Below are 15,800 nucleotides of genomic sequence, written 5' to 3'. Positions count from 1 at the left end.
CTGTCGGGGGTGGCCGGTAGTCTCGTACGTACGATGACCGACGAGCTATCTCCCGCCGAGCGCTATGCCGCGGCCCGGGTCCGGGCCGCCGAGCAGGCCACCGCGCTGGCCCCCTTCCGAGAGATGTACGACTTCGCGCTGGACGAGTTCCAGATCGAGGCGTGCAAGGCCCTGGAGTCCGGCAAGGGCGTGCTGGTCGCCGCCCCCACCGGCTCGGGCAAGACCATCGTGGGCGAATTCGCCGTCCACCTGGCGCTGACCCAGGGCCGGAAGTGCTTCTACACCACGCCCATCAAGGCGCTGTCCAACCAGAAGTACGCCGACCTCGTCAAACGCTACGGCGCCGACAAGGTCGGTCTGCTCACCGGTGACAACAGCGTCAACTCCGAGGCACCGGTGGTCGTCATGACCACCGAAGTGCTGCGCAACATGCTCTACGCGGGCTCGCAGTCACTGCTCGGACTGGGCTATGTGGTGATGGACGAGGTCCACTACCTCTCCGACCGGTTCCGCGGCGCCGTCTGGGAAGAGGTCATCATCCACCTCCCGGCGTCGGTGACCCTGGTGTCACTGTCGGCCACGGTCTCCAATGCCGAGGAGTTCGGCGACTGGCTGGACACCGTCCGCGGTGACACCGAGGTGATCGTCTCCGAGCACCGTCCGGTGCCGCTGTGGCAGCACGTGCTCGCCGGGCGCCGGATGTACGACCTCTTCGAGGAGAAGAACGGCCAGGAGGGCGACCGCGGCGGCCGCCGTGAGGTCAACCCCGACCTGGTCCGGCTGGCCCGGATGGAGAACAGCCGCCCCGGCTTCGGCCGAGACAAGCGCCGCGGCCGCCCGGTGCGGGAGGCCGACCGGGAGCGCGAGCGCCGTCAGCGCAGCCGGATCTGGACACCGGGCAGGGCGGAGGTCATCGACCGGCTCGACGCCGAGGGGCTGTTGCCCGCCATCACCTTCATCTTCAGCCGCGCGGGCTGTGAATCGGCCGTCCAGCAGTGCCTGTACGCGGGGCTGCGGCTGAACGACGACGCGGCGCGCGCCCAGGTGCGGTCGATAGTCGAGGAGCGCACCGCGGGCATCCCCGACGAAGACCTCCATGTCCTGGGGTACTTCGAATGGCTCGAGGGCCTGGAGCGCGGTATCGCCGCCCACCACGCCGGAATGCTCCCCACCTTCAAGGAGGTGGTCGAGGAGCTGTTCACCCGCGGCCTGGTCAAGGCGGTCTTCGCCACCGAGACCCTGGCCCTCGGCATCAACATGCCCGCCCGCTCGGTGGTGCTGGAGAAGCTGGTCAAGTGGAACGGCGAACAGCACGCCGACATCACCCCCGGTGAGTACACCCAGTTGACCGGCCGGGCCGGACGGCGCGGTATCGACGTCGAGGGCCACGCGGTGGTGCTGTGGCAGCGCGCCATGGACCCGGCCGCGCTCGCCGGGCTCGCCGGCACCCGCACCTATCCGCTGCGTTCCTCCTTCAAACCGTCCTACAACATGGCGGTCAACCTGGTCTCGCAGTTCGGGCGGCACCGCTCGCGCGAACTGCTGGAGACCTCCTTCGCCCAGTTCCAGGCGGACAAGGCGGTCGTCGGCATCTCCCGCCAGGTCCAGCGGAACGAGGAGGGGCTCGAGGGCTACCGCGACTCCATGACCTGCCACCTCGGCGACTTCGACGAATACGCCCGGCTGCGCCGCGAGCTGAAGGACCGGGAGGGCGAGCTCGCCCGGCAGGGCGTGGCCCAGCGCCGCGCGGCCGCCGCGGTCGCGCTGGAGAAGCTGCGGCCGGGCGATGTGATCCATGTGCCCACCGGCAAGTTCGCCGGACTCGCGTTGGTGCTGGACCCCGGGCTGCCCGCGGGCCGCTCCAACGGCCACCGCGGCTTCGAGCACCACGACGGGCCCCGGCCGCTGGTCCTCACCGCCGAGCGCCAGGTCAAGCGGCTCGCCTCGATCGACTTCCCCATCCCCGTCGAACCGCTGGACCGGATGCGGATCCCCCGGTCGTTCAATCCGCGCAGTCCGCAGTCCCGCCGCGATCTGGCCTCCGCGCTGCGCACCAAGGCCGGGCACCACGACGTACGCCGCCACCGCAAGGAGCGTTCGGCCGCCGCCGACGACACCGAGATCACCCGGCTGCGGGCCGCCCTGCGCGCCCATCCCTGCCACGGCTGCTCCGACCGTGAGGACCACGCCCGCTGGGGCGAGCGCTACCACCGGCTGCTGCGCGACACCAGGCAGCTGGAGCGGCGTATCGAGGGCCGGACGAACACCATCGCCCGCACCTTCGACCGGATCTGCGCGCTCCTGACCGAGCTGGACTATCTGCGCAGTGACGAGGTCACCGACCACGGCAAGCGGCTCGCCCGGCTCTACGGTGAGCTGGATCTGCTGGCCAGTGAGTGTCTGCGGGACGGTGTCTGGGAGGGGCTGGCCCCCGCCGAGCTGGCCGCCTGCGCCTCCGCCCTCGTCTACGAGGCCCGCTCCGCGGACGACGCGCTGCCGCCCAAGCTGCCCGCGGGCCGCGCCAAGGAGGCGCTGGGCGAGATGGTGCGGATCTGGGGGCGGCTGGACGCCCTGGAGGAGGACCACCGGATCAACCAGGCCGAGGGCGTCGGCCAGCGCGAACCCGATCTGGGCTTCGCCTGGGCCGCCTACCGCTGGTCCTCCGGTCACGGTCTGGACGAGGTGCTGCGCGAGATCGATATGCCCGCCGGTGACTTCGTCCGCTGGACCAAGCAGGTCATCGATGTGCTCGGGCAGATCGCGGCCGCCGCCCCCGACGGCACGGTGGCGCGCAGCGCCCGCCGGGCGGTCGACGGGCTGCTGCGCGGTGTCGTCGCGTACTCCTCGGTGGGCTGAGTCCGGTCAGGACGGTTCGTAGGTGTAGGAGAGGGAGTTGCTGTTCCCGGCCGGGGTGTGGGCCACCACCATGACCGTGCCGGGAGCCCCGCCCGGGGCCACCGCCACCACCTGGGTGTCCGAGATCGCGAAGAACGCGGCGGGGTCACCGCCGAATGTCACGGCGTCGGTGTAGGTCAGATTGAGCCCGTTGAGCACCACGGAGTCACCGCCGAGCTCGGACCCCTGGGCCGGGTTGAGACTGGTGAGCACCGGTGCGCCGAGATAGGTGTAGTACGGGTTCCCGCTCCCGGTCGAACTGGTGCCGCCCGGTGTGGTCACGGTGACGGCGACCGTTCCGGTACCGGCCGGTGCGGTGACGGTGAGCTGGTTGTCCGAGATCACGGTGATCGAGGTGGCCGGGTTCCCGCCGAAGTCGACGGAGCCGGCGAGCGTCAGCCCGGTGCCGAAGACGGTGACGGTGTTGCCTCCGGCGGACGGCCCGAAGTGCGGCGCCAGATCCGACACGGTGGGCGCGGCGACATAGAAGTACGCCAGCGGATTGCTGATCCCGCCGGGCGTGGTGACCGTGACACTGACCGAACCGGGCGGCCTGGCCGGAGCGCTGACGGTGATCTGGGTGGCGGTGTTGGTGAGGATGGTGGCCGAGGTCCCGCCGAAGCTCACCTGGGTCGCCCCGGTGAGGTTGGTGCCGTTGAGGGTGACGGTGTTGCCGCCGGTGGTGGGCCCGGAGCTGGGGCTGAGGCTGGTGAGCAGGGGGGCGGTCACCGCGGTGTAGGTGTACGGAAGGCTGTTGCTGGTTCCGCCGGGTGTGGTGGCGGTGACGTTGGTGGTGCCTGTTCCGGGTGGTGCGGTGACGGTGATTTGGGTGGCGGTGTTGGTGAGGATGGTGGCGGGTGTGGCGCCGAAGAGGACTTGGGTGGCTCCGGTGAGGTTGGTGCCGTTCAGCGTCACCGTGTTGCCGCCGGTGGTGGGGCCGGAGGTGGGGCTGAGGCTGGTGAGGGTGGGTGCGGGGGTGGTGATGTAGGTGTAGGGGAGGGTGTTGCTGGTTCCGCCGGGTGTGGTGGCGGTGACGTTGATGGTGCCTGTTCCGGGTGGTGCGGTGACGGTGATTTGGGTGGCGGTGTTGGTGAGGATGGTGGCGGGTGTGGCGCCGAAGAGCACCTGGGTCGCCCCGGTGAGGTTCGCGCCGTTCAGCGTCACCGTGTTGCCGCCCGCCGCAGGACCGGAGCTGGGGCTGAGACTCGTCAGCAGCGGTGTCGCCACCGTGGTGTACGTATAGAACACGTTCTGCGTACTGGTGCCGCTCGGTCCCGTGACGGTGACCTTGACCGTGCCTGTTCCCGCCGGTGTCTTGGCGGTGATCTGCGTGTTGCTCACCACGACCACGTTGGTGGCCAGTTGGGAGCCGAACCTGACGACGGTGGCGCCCGGGAAGCCGGTGCCGGTGATGGTGACGGAAGTACCTCCCGTCGTGGCGCCCTGATTCGGGCTGACACTGGTCACTACGGGGGCCATCGTGCTCTCCTTCTCGTGCCTGGCAGGCGGCCGCGCTCTGGCCGATGGGCTGTCGGCCAGAGCGCGGGGGTCGCCGCTCGCCCGGCGCCTGGTGTGCGGACGGGGGACGGGGTGGGGTGATACCGGACGGTGCCGGATCAGGTGATGGTGAACGCCTGGGCGTTGGAGGCGCCGCCACAGGTGGTGACGGTGATGGTCCCGGCGCCGGCGTCGAGGCCGGCGGGCACCGTGGCGACCAGCTGGGTGTTGCCGAGGCTGGTGAAGTCGGCGGCGATGGTGTTCGTCCCGTCGTCGAACTCGACCGACACGACGTCCACCAGACAGGTGCCGTTGACCGTGACGCTGTCACCCTCGGTGCCCGTGGTGGGCGCCACGGAGGTGATGGCCGGGGTGGTGTAGTACGAGAACTGGGCCAGGTTGCTGACCGGGGTGCTCGAACCGCCCGCCGTGGTCACCACGACGTTCACCGTGTCGATGCACGGGTTGACCATCGTGTGCGCCGGTGTGTTGAAGGTGACCTGCGAGTTGGAGCTGAAGGTCGGGGTCGGGGTGACCGCCGTGCCGCCCACCGTGACCCCGGTCCCGGTCAAGAAGTTGCTGCCGAAGACGGTGACCGAGGTACCACCGGCGGCGGGACCACAGGTGGCGCTCACACCGCTGGTGGACGGCTCGGCGATCAGGAAGAACGGCAGGGTGTTACTGGTGACGTTGGTGTTGCTGGTGACGCTCACGGCCACCTGGCCCGCGCACAGCCCTGAGGGGATGGTGCAGGTGACCTGGGTGGCGGTGACGGTCAGTCCGGTGGTGATGGTCTTCGTACCGAAGTTCACCTTGGTGGTCGTCCCCATGGCGGTGCCGTTGATCTGGAGCGTGTCACCGGCCTTGCCCTGGTTGGTACTGGTAGTGGTGTCCACCAGGGACGTGATGGTTGCCATGATGTTGCCTCCTATGAGGGGCCGCTCGGCCAGGGGTGGGTTGCGGGGGTTCGGGGGGCACCGGGGCTCGGGCCCGGGCCGTCCGGCGCCAGGGATGAGCGGGCCGCTGACCTGCGCGGCCCGAGGCCGCGCCTGGCATCCCGGGTACGGATGCGAAGCGATGACGAGGGTTCAGAAGCGATGAGGATCGAACACGCTGGGGACCGTCGCGGCCTGCGTCGCGCCGGCGCAACCAGTCGGCGCCGAGAACCAGGTGCTGCGTGCCAATCTCGCTGAGTTGATTAAAGCAATCGGGTGATAGGTGCGACAGGTGCAATAGGGGTCATCGCAACACTCATCGGAAAATCGGCTTAAAAGCCGACACATCTTTTTCGCGCGGGAGTGCGCCCCTCGTCCCGAGTCGCCATCATTCCCGGTGACCGTCCACCGCCGAGGACGGCGGCAGCACGGCGGCCGCATACGCCGATGGCCCCGGCCGGGTGTCCTCACCCCGGCCGGGGCCATCGCATGGTGGTCGTCCGCGGCGCCACGCGCCGCGGTGTGGCTACGCGGCGTCCTGCCGCGCGCCCTCCTGCTCGGACTCCACCTGCTCGTTCCACTCCCGCTTGGACGCCTGCCAGCCGTCCTCGTTGTGACCGCGGCGCCAGTAGCCGGAGATGGACAGCCACTCGCGCGGCACCTGCCGCTCCAGCCGCAGATGGCGGCGGATCTCCTTCACGAAGCCCGCTTCGCCGTGGACGAAGGCGTGCACCTCGCCCGGCGGGAACTCCAGCGAGCGCACGGCGTCCACCAGTGCCTCGCCCACGGGCGCCGTACCCCGGTGCAGCCAGGTGATCTCCACGCCCTCCGGCACGGTCAGCTTGTGCTCCTCCTCGGGCCCCGCGACCTCCACGAAGGCCCGCACCGGGGCGCGGTCCGCGCCGCCGGACCCGTCCGGTGCCGCGGCGAGCCGCTCCAGCGCGGTGGCGATCGCGGGGAGCGCGCTCTCGTCCCCGACGAGCAGATGCCAGTCCGCGTCCGCGCTCGGGGCGTAGGCGCCGCCCGGTCCCAGCAGGTGGATCTCCTGGCCGGGTTCGGCCCCGGCGGCCCAGGGGCCGGCCAGCCCCTCGTCACCGTGGACCACGAAGTCCAGCGTCAGCTCGCGCGCCGCCGGGTCCCACGCGCGCACCGTGTACGTACGCGTCACCGGCCACTGGGCCCGCGGGAACTCGGCCCGGATCCGCTCGATGTCGAACGGCTCGGGATAGCTGACGCCCGGGGCCGGGAAGAGCAGCTTCACATAGTGGTCGGTCCACTCGCCCGCCGCGAACCCGGCCAGGCCGTCACCGCCCAGCACCACCCGCACCATATGTGGGGTGAGCCGGTCGGTGCGCACCACCTGGGCACGGTGGGGGCGGGGACTCCTGCGGGCCGGACGGTCTGCCATGGCGGTCTCCCTGATCAAAAACAGTTAGGGTTACCTAACCTAACAGCTCATCCCTCGAGGGTGGACAGAAGGCGCCGCAAAGATCCTCCCAAGCCCCAGCGCTCCTCGAGCTCGCCGAGTGCCCGCGGATCGCGCGGACGGCGCGGCAGCGCCGGGTCGAAGGCGGGCAGCGGGACGTCCCGGGCCACCCGCACCACCTTCGGGGCCACCGCGACATAGGCCCGTGCCTCGTCCAGCCGCTTGCGCTGCGAGGGGGTGAGCTTCGAGGCCGGATCGTCCACGGCGGCCATGATCCCGGCCAGGTCGCCATGGGCGGCGAGCAGCTTGGCCGCGGTCTTCTCGCCGATCCCGGGCACCCCGGGCAGTCCGTCGCTGGGATCGCCGCGCAGCAGCGCCAGGTCCGCGTATCCCGGGCCGTCCACGCCGTACTTCTCGCGCAGCGCCGCCTCGTCCACCAGCAGGAGGGTGCCGACGCCCTTGACCGGATAGAGGACCCGCGCCCGCCGGCCGTCGTCGACGAGCTGGAAGAGGTCGCGGTCGCCGGTGACGATGTCGACCGGTCCGGTGGCCCGGTCCGCGAGGGTGCCGATCACATCGTCCGCCTCGTGGTCCGCGGCGCCCACCCGGGCGATGCCCACCGCGTCCAGCACCGCGTCGATCACCGGGACCTGGGGGGAGAGGGTGTCCGGGACCTCCTCCTGGTCCACCCCCTCGCCCCCGGGTGCCTCCTCGGCCACCCGGTGCGCCTTGTAGGTGGGGATCAGCTCGACCCGCCAGCCGGGCCGCCAGTCGAAGTCCATACAGGCCACCAGATCGTCCGGCCGGTGGTCCTGCACCAGCCGGGCGATGAAGTCGAGCAGACCACGGACGGCGTTCACAGGTGTGCCGTCCGGAGCTCTGACCGAATCCGGCACTCCGAAATAAGCTCGGAAGTAGAGAGAAGCGGTATCGAGAAGCATCAGGCGTCGCGTCACGCCTCGCATGATGCCGTACCCCGCGGACATCGACGCACCGGGAGTGTGAAGTGCGCCACCGAAAGGTTTACGCCAACCGGATCAGGGCAAGCGCGCAGCCGGAGCGAACCCGTTCAACATTTCAACTATTGCATGGGGCATGCGGTCGGATATCGCATCGCTCTGCGACCTGCCGGCGGGGGTGGCGGGTCGCTTTTTGGTGCTACCTGAGAGGTGTGTGTGTCCAAGCTGCGAGCTGAACGCCTGTACAAGGTGTTCGGCAGACGACCTGATGAGGCGGTGGCGAGACTCGAGGGCGGCACCGACCGTGAGGAGCTGCGCGCGCAGGGTACGACAGCGGCGGTCATCGACGCCTCCTTCGACGTCGAGGCCGGCCAGATATTCGTCGTCATGGGTCTTTCCGGTTCCGGTAAGTCCACCCTGCTGCGGATGCTCAACGGACTGCTGGAGCCGACGGCGGGAAGCGTCCACTTCGACGGCCGCGACCTGACCGGACTCGACCCGCGCGATCTGCGCCGGGTGCGGTCCCACGAGATCAGCATGGTCTTCCAGCACTTCGCCCTCTTCCCGCACCGCAGCGTGCTGGAGAACGCCGCCTACGGCCTCGAGGTGCAGGGCATACCGCGCGCCGAGCGGATCAAGCGCGCCACCGAGGCGCTCGAGCTGGTGGGCCTGGGCGGCTGGGAGCGGTCCTGGCCCGACGAGCTGTCCGGCGGTATGCAGCAGCGCGTCGGCCTCGCCCGCGCCCTGGCCACCGATGCCGACCTGCTGCTGATGGACGAGTCCTTCAGCGCGCTGGACCCGCTGATCCGCCGCGATATGCAGGACCAGCTCCTCCAGCTCCAGAAGCGGCTGAAGAAGACGATCGTCTTCATCACCCATGACCTCAACGAGGCCATGCGGCTCGGTGACCGCATCGCCGTGATGCGCGACGGCCGGATCGTCCAGATCGGCAGCGCCGAGGACATCCTGGTCACCCCGGCCAACGACTACGTCGCCTCCTTCACCCAGGACGTCGACCGCAGCCGGGTGCTCACCGCCGGAGCGATCATGACCGAGCCCGCCGAGGTGCTGGGCACCACCACCGACGACGGCACCGAGCTTCGCACCGAGCGGGACGTCCTGACGGCCGCCCCGGCCACCGTCACCGCGGACACCCCCATCATCGAGCTGTTCACCCCCTGCTCCCGCAGCGGTGTCGCGGTCGCCGTGACCGACGACGACGGCTCGCTCATCGGTGTGGTCTCCCGCGCCCGGCTGCTGGCCGTCCTCGGCGAGCCCGACGGCGGGCCGGAGGACACCAGGCCCGACGGAACGGGACCCGAGGGGCCCGAAAGACCCGGTACACCGGAAGGGAAGGTGATCTCCGGTGCCTAGGATTCCGCTCGGCGACTGGATCAATTCCGGCGTCAACTGGCTCCGCGACAACCTGAGCTGGTTCTTCGACTTCATCACCTCGGTCGTGCAGGGCATGTACGACGCGGTGAACTCGGCGCTCAGCGCCCCCGAGCCGCTGCTGATGGCGGGCATCCTCGCGGTGCTCGCCTGGTGGCTGCGCGGTCTGCTGCCCGCCGTCCTCGCCTTCGCGGGCTTCGCGCTCATCGATTCGATCGAGCTGTGGGGCGAGGCGATGAACACCCTCGCCCTGGTGCTGGTCGCCGGTGTGATCACCCTTGTGTTCGCGGTGCCGCTGGGCATCTGGGCGTCCCGTAACCGCACCGTGAGCGCGCTGATCCGGCCGGTACTGGACTTCATGCAGACGATGCCCGCCTTCGTCTATCTGATCCCCGGCATCTTCTTCTTCGGCCTCGGGGTGGTCCCCGGTGTCGTCGCGACCGTCATCTTCTCGATGCCCCCGGGCGTCCGTATGACGGAACTGGGCATCCGCCAGGTGGATGCGGAGCTGGTCGAGGCGGCTGACGCCTTCGGCACCCATCCGCGCCGCACCCTGCTCCGCGTCCAGCTCCCGCTGGCCCTGCCCACCATCATGGCGGGCATCAACCAGGTGATCATGCTGGCGCTGTCCATGGTCGTCATCGCCGGTATGGTCGGCGCCGCAGGCCTCGGGGCCACCGTCTTCCAGGCGATCAGCTCCGTCGATGTGTCGATGGGCTTCGAGGGCGGCATCGCGGTGGTCATCCTGGCCATGTACCTGGACCGGATGACCAGCGCGCTCAATCAGCGTGTCTCCCCGCTCGCCCGCCGTGCGCTGGCCAAGGAACGGGCCAAGGGACTCAAGGGTGCGAAGGTGCTCCACTGGCGGCCCGCGACCTCGGTCGCGATGGTCGGTGTGGTCATCCTGGCCCTGGTCGCCGGCGGGATGAAGATGTTCGGCAGCGACGAGGCCGGCCCCGCCGTCTCCGCCAACGTCGGCAAGGGCCAGTCGGTCGACATCGGCTACATCAACTGGGACGAGGGCGTGGCCTCCACCTTCCTGTGGAAGGAGCTCCTGGAGCAGCGCGGCTTCAAGCCCAAGGTGCAGTCCTACGACGTCGGCGCCCTGTGGACCGGTCTGGCCGCGGGCAACGTCGACCTGCAGACCGACGCCTGGCTGCCGGCCACCCACGCCGCGTACTGGTCGAAGTACAAGGGCCAGCTGGAGAAGCTCGGCTCCTGGTACGACAAGACCTCGCTGGAGGTCGCCGTGCCGTCGTACGTCAAGGGCGTGAAGTCGCTGGAGGACCTCAAGAGCAAGTCCTCCACCTTCCAGAAGAAGATCATCGGCATCGAGCCCGGCGCCGGTGAGATGAAGCTGATGCAGGACAAGGTCATCCCGGACTACGGGCTCAAGGACTACACGCTGGTCAAGGGCTCCACCGCGGCCATGCTCGCGCAGCTCGACCGCTCCTACGCCAAGAAGGAGCCGATCGCGGTCACCCTGTGGTCCCCGCACTGGGCGTACAACAAGTACAAGCTCACCAAGCTCAAGGACCCCAAGGGCGCCTTCGGCAAGGGCGACCACATCGACACCGTCGCGCGTAAGGGCTTCTCGAAGGAGAACCCGCAGGTCGCTGAGTGGATGAAGAAGTTCAAGCTGGACGAGAAGCAGCTCACCAGCCTCGAGGCGGCCATCCAGGACGCGGGCAAGGGCAATGAGCAGCAGGGCGTACAGGCCTGGCTGAAGAAGAACCCCGGCATGGTCAACAAGCTCGCCCCGGTGCCGGGCGGCGACCAGAAGGGCAAGGACGCCGGTGCCGCGCCCCAGATCGGCTACTTCCCGTGGGACGAGGACATCGCCACCACCTATCTGTGGCAGAACGTCCTGGAGCGGCGCGGCTACAAGCCGGAGATCAAGCAGTACGACGTCGGATCGATGTTCACCGGAATGAGCACCGGGCAGATCGATGTCGAATTCGACGGCTGGCTGCCGGTCGCACAGAAACAGTACTGGGACCGGTACAAGAAGAATCTCGTCGATGTCGGGGCGTGGTACGACAAGACCTCGCTCGAGATCGCGGTGCCCTCCTATGTCAAGGACGTGAAGTCCCTGGCGGACCTCAAGGGCAAGTCCGGGCTCTTCAAGGGCAGGATCGTCGGCATCGAGCCGGGCACCGGCGAGATGAAGCTGCTCAACAGCAAGGTCCTCAAGCAGTACGGCCTGGACAAGGAGTACGAGGTCACCAACGGTTCCTCCCCGGCGATGCTCGCTCAGCTCGAGCGCTCGTACGCCAAGAAGGAGCCGGTGGCCGTCGTCCTGTGGTCCCCGCACTGGGCGTACAACAAGTACAAGCTCACCAAGCTGGCGGACCCGCAGAAGGCGTTCGGGGCCAACAACCAGCTCCACACCCTCGCCAACAAGTCCTTCCCGCAGAAGTACCCGGAGTTCAACGGGTGGCTGAAGAAGTGGCACATGACCGAGAAGGAGCTCGCGAGCCTTGAGGCGTCCGTGCAGGACGCGGGCAAGGGCAATGAGGAGGAGGGCGTCCAGAAGTGGATCGACGCCCACCCCGGCATCGTGGACAAGATGGCACCGGTGGCTTCCTGACCCACCGCGTCACCACCACGACCGCACGCCGCCGCCGCGGCCGGGAGCATCCGCTCCGGGCCGCGGCGGCGGCGTTTCGCGGACCCGGCGGGCGCGGCGGACCCGGCACGGCCCCGGCGGTACGGCGGCGGGTACGCCGTACGGTGGAGCGATGAGCCCTCGCACCCCCGTCCGGCGTGTGGTGTCCCTCGTGCCCTCGCTCACCGAGGCGGTCGCTGCCACCGCGCCCGAGCTGCTGGCCGGGGTGACCGACTGGTGCACCCATCCGCCCGGTCTCGGCGCGGAGCGGATCGGCGGCACCAAGAACCCCGACACCGCGCGGATCGCCGCCCTCGCACCCGATCTCGTCATCGCCAACGAGGAGGAGAACCGCGCCCCCGACCTCGACGCGCTGCGCGCCGCCGGCCTCTCCGTGCTGGTCACCGAAGTGCGCACCCTGGAGCAGGCGTTCAGCGAACTGGACCGCGTCCTGGTGCGCGGCTGCGGACTGCCGCGCCCCGGCTGGCTGGACGAGGCCGAGGCGGCCTGGGCGGACATCACCCCCGACGGCCCGCCGCGGCGCGCCGTCGTCCCGGTGTGGCGGCGGCCGTGGATGGTGCTGGGCCGGGACACCTTCGCCGGGGACGTCCTCGCCCGGCTCGGCGTACGCCACCTCTACAGCGGCCACGAGGAGCGCTATCCCCGTATCCCGCTCGACGCGTTGACGGCCGCGGGCGCGGATCTGGTGGTCCTGCCGGACGAGCCGTACCGCTTCACGGCCGACGACGGCCCCGAGGCGTTCCCCGGCCTGCCCGCGGCCCTGGTCAGCGGCCGCCATCTCACCTGGTACGGGCCCTCGTTGGCGGCGGCCCCGGCGGTGCTCACCGCCGCGCTGACGTCGGCGGACTGACCCGGCCCGGCCCCGTGGGGCGTTCGGCGTTCGCGGGATGTTCCGGCTGCCGGGTGCGCCAAGGACCTCCGCACTGAGCAGGGTTGAGGCCGCCGGCCCCGCGGGCCGGGTGCGCCTCCGGACCGTGCCGGTCGCCTTCCGGCGGTGGGCCCATAGGGCAGTGCCGGCCGTGGGGTGTGCCGGGCGCGCCGAGTGGGTTCCGGTCCACGGGGCCGGTCGGGCGTACCCGTCGCGTTCTGCGGGACCGGCCACCACCGGCCGGGCGCCGGTCATCCGCCTCCGGTCATCCGCGGACGGCGGCCGGGGACGGGCCGGCCGACGGTGGGGGAGCGAGGAGGGTGCCGTGGGCCAGGCCGGCCGCCGTCCGCGCCGCGACCAGCGCCCACGCCGCCACCAGCAGGCCGTACAGCCCCACCGACAGCCAGCCGAACGCGTCCAGCCCGGTGTGGCGGGACAGCGCCGCCGCGCCCGTGACGCAGGTGCCCACCGGGAAGGTGAACCCCCACCACGTCATCGCGAACGGCATACCGCGCCGCACGGCCCGCACCACCATCGCCCCGGCCAGCGCCAGCCACAGCAGCGCGAACCCCGTCACCGGCACCCCGTAGGCCACCGAGGCGAACCGCGCGACGGCCTCCGGGGCCCCGGTGTACCCCGCGGACCGCACCGCGTCGGCCAGCGCGCCCGCGGCCGTCGTGGACTGTCCGAGCGGGCCGAGGACCAGGAAGAGCGTGGGCGTCAGCGCGACCGGCAGGGGCCCGTGCCGCACCAGACGGCCGAAGACCAGCGGCAGCATGAGCAGGGTCGCCAGCAGACTCGCCCCCATCAGCGCGGCACACCCCAGCAGCATGGCCGCGCGCCACTGCCCGGCGGGCAGATGCGGCACCAGCGGCGGGCCGAGCGCCGCCGACACCATCGGCGCCACCACGGGCAGCAGCCACACCGGGGAGGCGTCCGCGGGGCCGATCCGGTGGCGGGTCACCATCAGGTACGGGATCCCGGCGGCGACCACCAGGCCCAGCAGCGTCCCCGCCGTCCACAGCACCGCGTCCACCGCCACCGCCGCCGTGACGCCGATGACGTCCGCGCCCATCGACAGCGTGCCGCCGCCGACCGCGAGCAGCGCCATCGCCAGACAGCCGTAGAACGGCGCGACCGCCGGGTCCAGCAGGTGGTCGCGGGCCCGGTCGCGGTGGCGGGTCCAGTGCGCCGCACGGGCCACCAGCACGACGGCCAGCATCAGCACCGACAGCGCCCACACCAGGCGGCACACCGCGCGCAGCCCGGGGACCCCCACCGGCAGACCGGCGCCCGCGCCGGCCACGATCGCGGTGCCCATCACCGTGGCGTACCAGTTGGGACCCAGGTGGCGTACGGACGCCCGGGGGCGTCCGCCCACGGTGGCGGGGAGGGGACGGGCAGGCGCGACAGTGACCATGACGGCAGCCTCGCGCGCCCGCCCGGCGGCCACCAGACACCGCGATCCTATGAGGACATAAACTGCGTTTATGAGCGACGGACGGAACGACGGCGGCGCACCGATACCCCACGGGACCGACGGGGGCGCGGCGACCGCGCCCGTCTCGCACCGCGTCCCCGACCTCGGCGCGCTGGAGCTGCTGCTCGCCGTCGCCCGCCTCGGCAGCCTCGGCCGCGCGGCCCGTGAACTCGGCATCACCCAGCCCGCCGCGAGCAGCCGGATCCAGGCCATGGAACGGCAGTTGGGCATCGCCCTCGTCGACCGCTCACCGCGCGGCTCCCGGGTCACCGAGGCCGGGGCGCTGGTCACCGACTGGGCACGGCGGGTGGTGGAGGCCGCCGAATCCTTCGACGCGGGTGTCCACGCCCTGCGCGACCGCCGTGACTCCCGGCTGCGGGTGGCCGCCAGCATGACCATCGCGGAGTACCTGCTGCCCGGCTGGCTGATCGCGCTGCGCACCCTGCGCCCGGACACCGCCGTCTCCCTGCTCGCCGGGAACACGGCGGCCGTCGCGGGGCGGCTGCTGGGCGACGAGGCGGACATCGGCTTCGTCGAGGGCCTCGATGTGCCCGGTGGGCTGGACGGGGTGGTCATCGGCCATGACCGGCTGGCCGTCGTCACCGCCCCCACCCACCCCTGGGCCCGCCGCCGTGCCGCGATCAGCCCTGCCGAGCTCGCCGCCACCCCGCTGATCCTGCGCGAACGCGGCTCCGGCACCCGCCAGGTACTGGACGCCGCCCTCGCCGGCCACGGCGGTCTCGCCGCCCCGCTGCTGGAGCTCGCCTCCACCACCGCGGTCAAGGCGGCGGCCGTGAGCGGCGCCGGACCCGCCGTGCTCAGCCGGCTGGCCGTGCGCGAGGAGCTCTCCGCCCGGCGGCTGGTGGAGGTCGCCGTGGCCGACGTGACGCTCCGCCGTGACCTGCGCGCGGTCTGGCCCGCCGGACACCGCCCCACCGGTCCGGCCCGTGATCTGCTCGGGCTCACCCGGCCGGGCGGCGAGCACCGCTAGGGTCCGTCTTCAAAGGGGGCGTCCGGCCGCGACCGGCGTCTGGTGCGGTGGATCGCAAGGCGGAGGATCGCCCTCGTACTGGGCGTACTTGGGCGACTCCGACAACGCAGCGAGGTGCCGTGCCAGGCGTCGGGAGCAGGGCGGCCCCTTTGAAGACGGACCCTAGGGCGTGTCCGACCCGGACCTGTCCTGCGGGCGGCGCCAGGGCCGGATGGCTGAACGGCGGCGGGCCGCGCGGGCCCGCCACCGGCACAGTGGGGCCATGAACGCAGACAACAGCGGCGCCCTGGGCCAGGGCCGCGTGGCGACCCGGCTGCCCGCCCGGGACCTGGACCGGGCACGGCGCTTCTACGCCGAGAAGCTGGGCCTGGAGCCCGTCGACGAACGCCCCGGCGGACTGCTGTACCGCTGCGGCGGTACGGACTTCGCGGTGTTCCAGTCGACCGGGACCTCGTCCGGCACCTTCACCCAGATGGGCTGGGAGGTGGCGGACCTCGACGCGGCGGCCGCCGAGCTCCGCGGGCGCGGTGTGGTGTTCGAGGAGGTCGACGTGCCCGGGTTCCGCACGGAGGGCGGGATCGCCCGGATCGAGGGGAACTACCCGAGCAAGGGCGCGCGGGGGGAGCGCGCCTTCTGGTTCCGGGACAGCGAGGGCAATCTGCTGGGCGTCGGCCAGTTGGTCTTCTGAGCCGGTCCGCCGGATGGCCCCGTGCGTTGGTGGACGGGGC

The 15,800-nt window shown here is 71.1% G+C and carries 11 protein-coding genes; 6 read left to right on the top strand and 5 right to left on the bottom strand.

What is annotated here, in order from left to right; translation table 11 throughout:
* Positions 1-33: 33 nt before the first annotated feature.
* Positions 34-2,856, top strand: coding sequence for a DEAD/DEAH box helicase (locus NMK44_RS17055; protein WP_254743928.1), 2,823 nt, complete (start codon positions 34-36; stop codon positions 2,854-2,856).
* 6 nt (positions 2,857-2,862) lie between these two features.
* Here the strand turns inward: NMK44_RS17055 and NMK44_RS17050 are convergent, their stop codons facing one another.
* The 4 genes from NMK44_RS17050 to NMK44_RS17030 all read right to left on the bottom strand — a co-directional run bounded on the left by NMK44_RS17050 (position 2,863) and on the right by NMK44_RS17030 (position 7,739).
* The gene (locus NMK44_RS17050; protein WP_254743927.1) at positions 2,863-4,374 is read right to left on the bottom strand and encodes an IPT/TIG domain-containing protein; all 1,512 of its coding nucleotides are present in this window, start codon (positions 4,372-4,374) and stop codon (positions 2,863-2,865) included.
* A 137-nt stretch (positions 4,375-4,511) separates the two neighbouring features.
* Positions 4,512-5,309 (bottom strand): IPT/TIG domain-containing protein, encoded by a 798-nt coding sequence (locus tag NMK44_RS17040; protein ID WP_302888329.1) that lies wholly within the window; start codon positions 5,307-5,309, stop codon positions 4,512-4,514.
* Between the two features lie 544 nt (positions 5,310-5,853).
* Complete coding sequence (locus tag NMK44_RS17035) at positions 5,854-6,735, bottom strand: siderophore-interacting protein (RefSeq protein ID WP_254743926.1); 882 nt, start codon at positions 6,733-6,735, stop codon at positions 5,854-5,856.
* 47 nt (positions 6,736-6,782) lie between these two features.
* Positions 6,783-7,739, bottom strand: a complete 957-nt coding sequence (locus NMK44_RS17030; RefSeq protein ID WP_254743925.1) for a 5'-3' exonuclease — start codon at positions 7,737-7,739, stop codon at positions 6,783-6,785.
* Positions 7,740-7,928: 189 nt separating this feature from the next.
* Here NMK44_RS17030 and NMK44_RS17025 point away from each other — a divergent pair, with 189 nt between their 5' ends.
* From NMK44_RS17025 to NMK44_RS17015, 3 genes are all read left to right on the top strand, one after another.
* The gene (locus tag NMK44_RS17025) at positions 7,929-9,086 is read left to right on the top strand and encodes a quaternary amine ABC transporter ATP-binding protein (RefSeq protein ID WP_254743924.1); all 1,158 of its coding nucleotides are present in this window, start codon (positions 7,929-7,931) and stop codon (positions 9,084-9,086) included.
* A complete protein-coding gene (locus NMK44_RS17020; RefSeq protein ID WP_254743923.1) occupies positions 9,079-11,694 on the top strand; it encodes an ABC transporter permease/substrate binding protein in 2,616 nt (871 codons plus the stop codon). The genes NMK44_RS17025 and NMK44_RS17020 overlap by 8 nt, the downstream gene beginning before the upstream one ends.
* 151 nt (positions 11,695-11,845) lie before the next feature.
* Positions 11,846-12,583 carry a helical backbone metal receptor gene (locus tag NMK44_RS17015; protein WP_254743922.1) on the top strand — a complete coding sequence of 246 codons (738 nt, stop codon included), beginning with the start codon at positions 11,846-11,848 and terminating at the stop codon, positions 12,581-12,583.
* Positions 12,584-12,866: 283 nt separating this feature from the next.
* Here NMK44_RS17015 and NMK44_RS17010 read toward each other — a convergent pair whose 3' ends face one another.
* Positions 12,867-14,021, bottom strand: coding sequence for a TDT family transporter (locus NMK44_RS17010; RefSeq protein WP_254743921.1), 1,155 nt, complete (start codon positions 14,019-14,021; stop codon positions 12,867-12,869).
* Positions 14,022-14,091: 70 nt separating this feature from the next.
* Between NMK44_RS17010 and NMK44_RS17005 the strand changes: the two genes are divergently transcribed.
* Both NMK44_RS17005 and NMK44_RS17000 read left to right on the top strand, forming a co-directional pair.
* Complete coding sequence (locus NMK44_RS17005; protein ID WP_254743920.1) at positions 14,092-15,072, top strand: LysR family transcriptional regulator; 981 nt, start codon at positions 14,092-14,094, stop codon at positions 15,070-15,072.
* Between the two features lie 262 nt (positions 15,073-15,334).
* Positions 15,335-15,760: a VOC family protein gene (locus NMK44_RS17000; protein WP_254743919.1), complete on the top strand. Its 426-nt coding sequence runs from the start codon at positions 15,335-15,337 to the stop codon at positions 15,758-15,760.
* The last annotated feature ends 40 nt before the right edge of the window (positions 15,761-15,800 follow it).

Origin of the sequence: Streptomyces cucumeris, assembly GCF_024295805.1 — a bacterium.
Lineage (GTDB): Bacteria > Actinomycetota > Actinomycetes > Streptomycetales > Streptomycetaceae > Streptomyces > Streptomyces cucumeris.
Note: the sequence above shows the minus strand (reverse complement) of the source record. Positions and strands in the feature narration are given on the sequence as shown.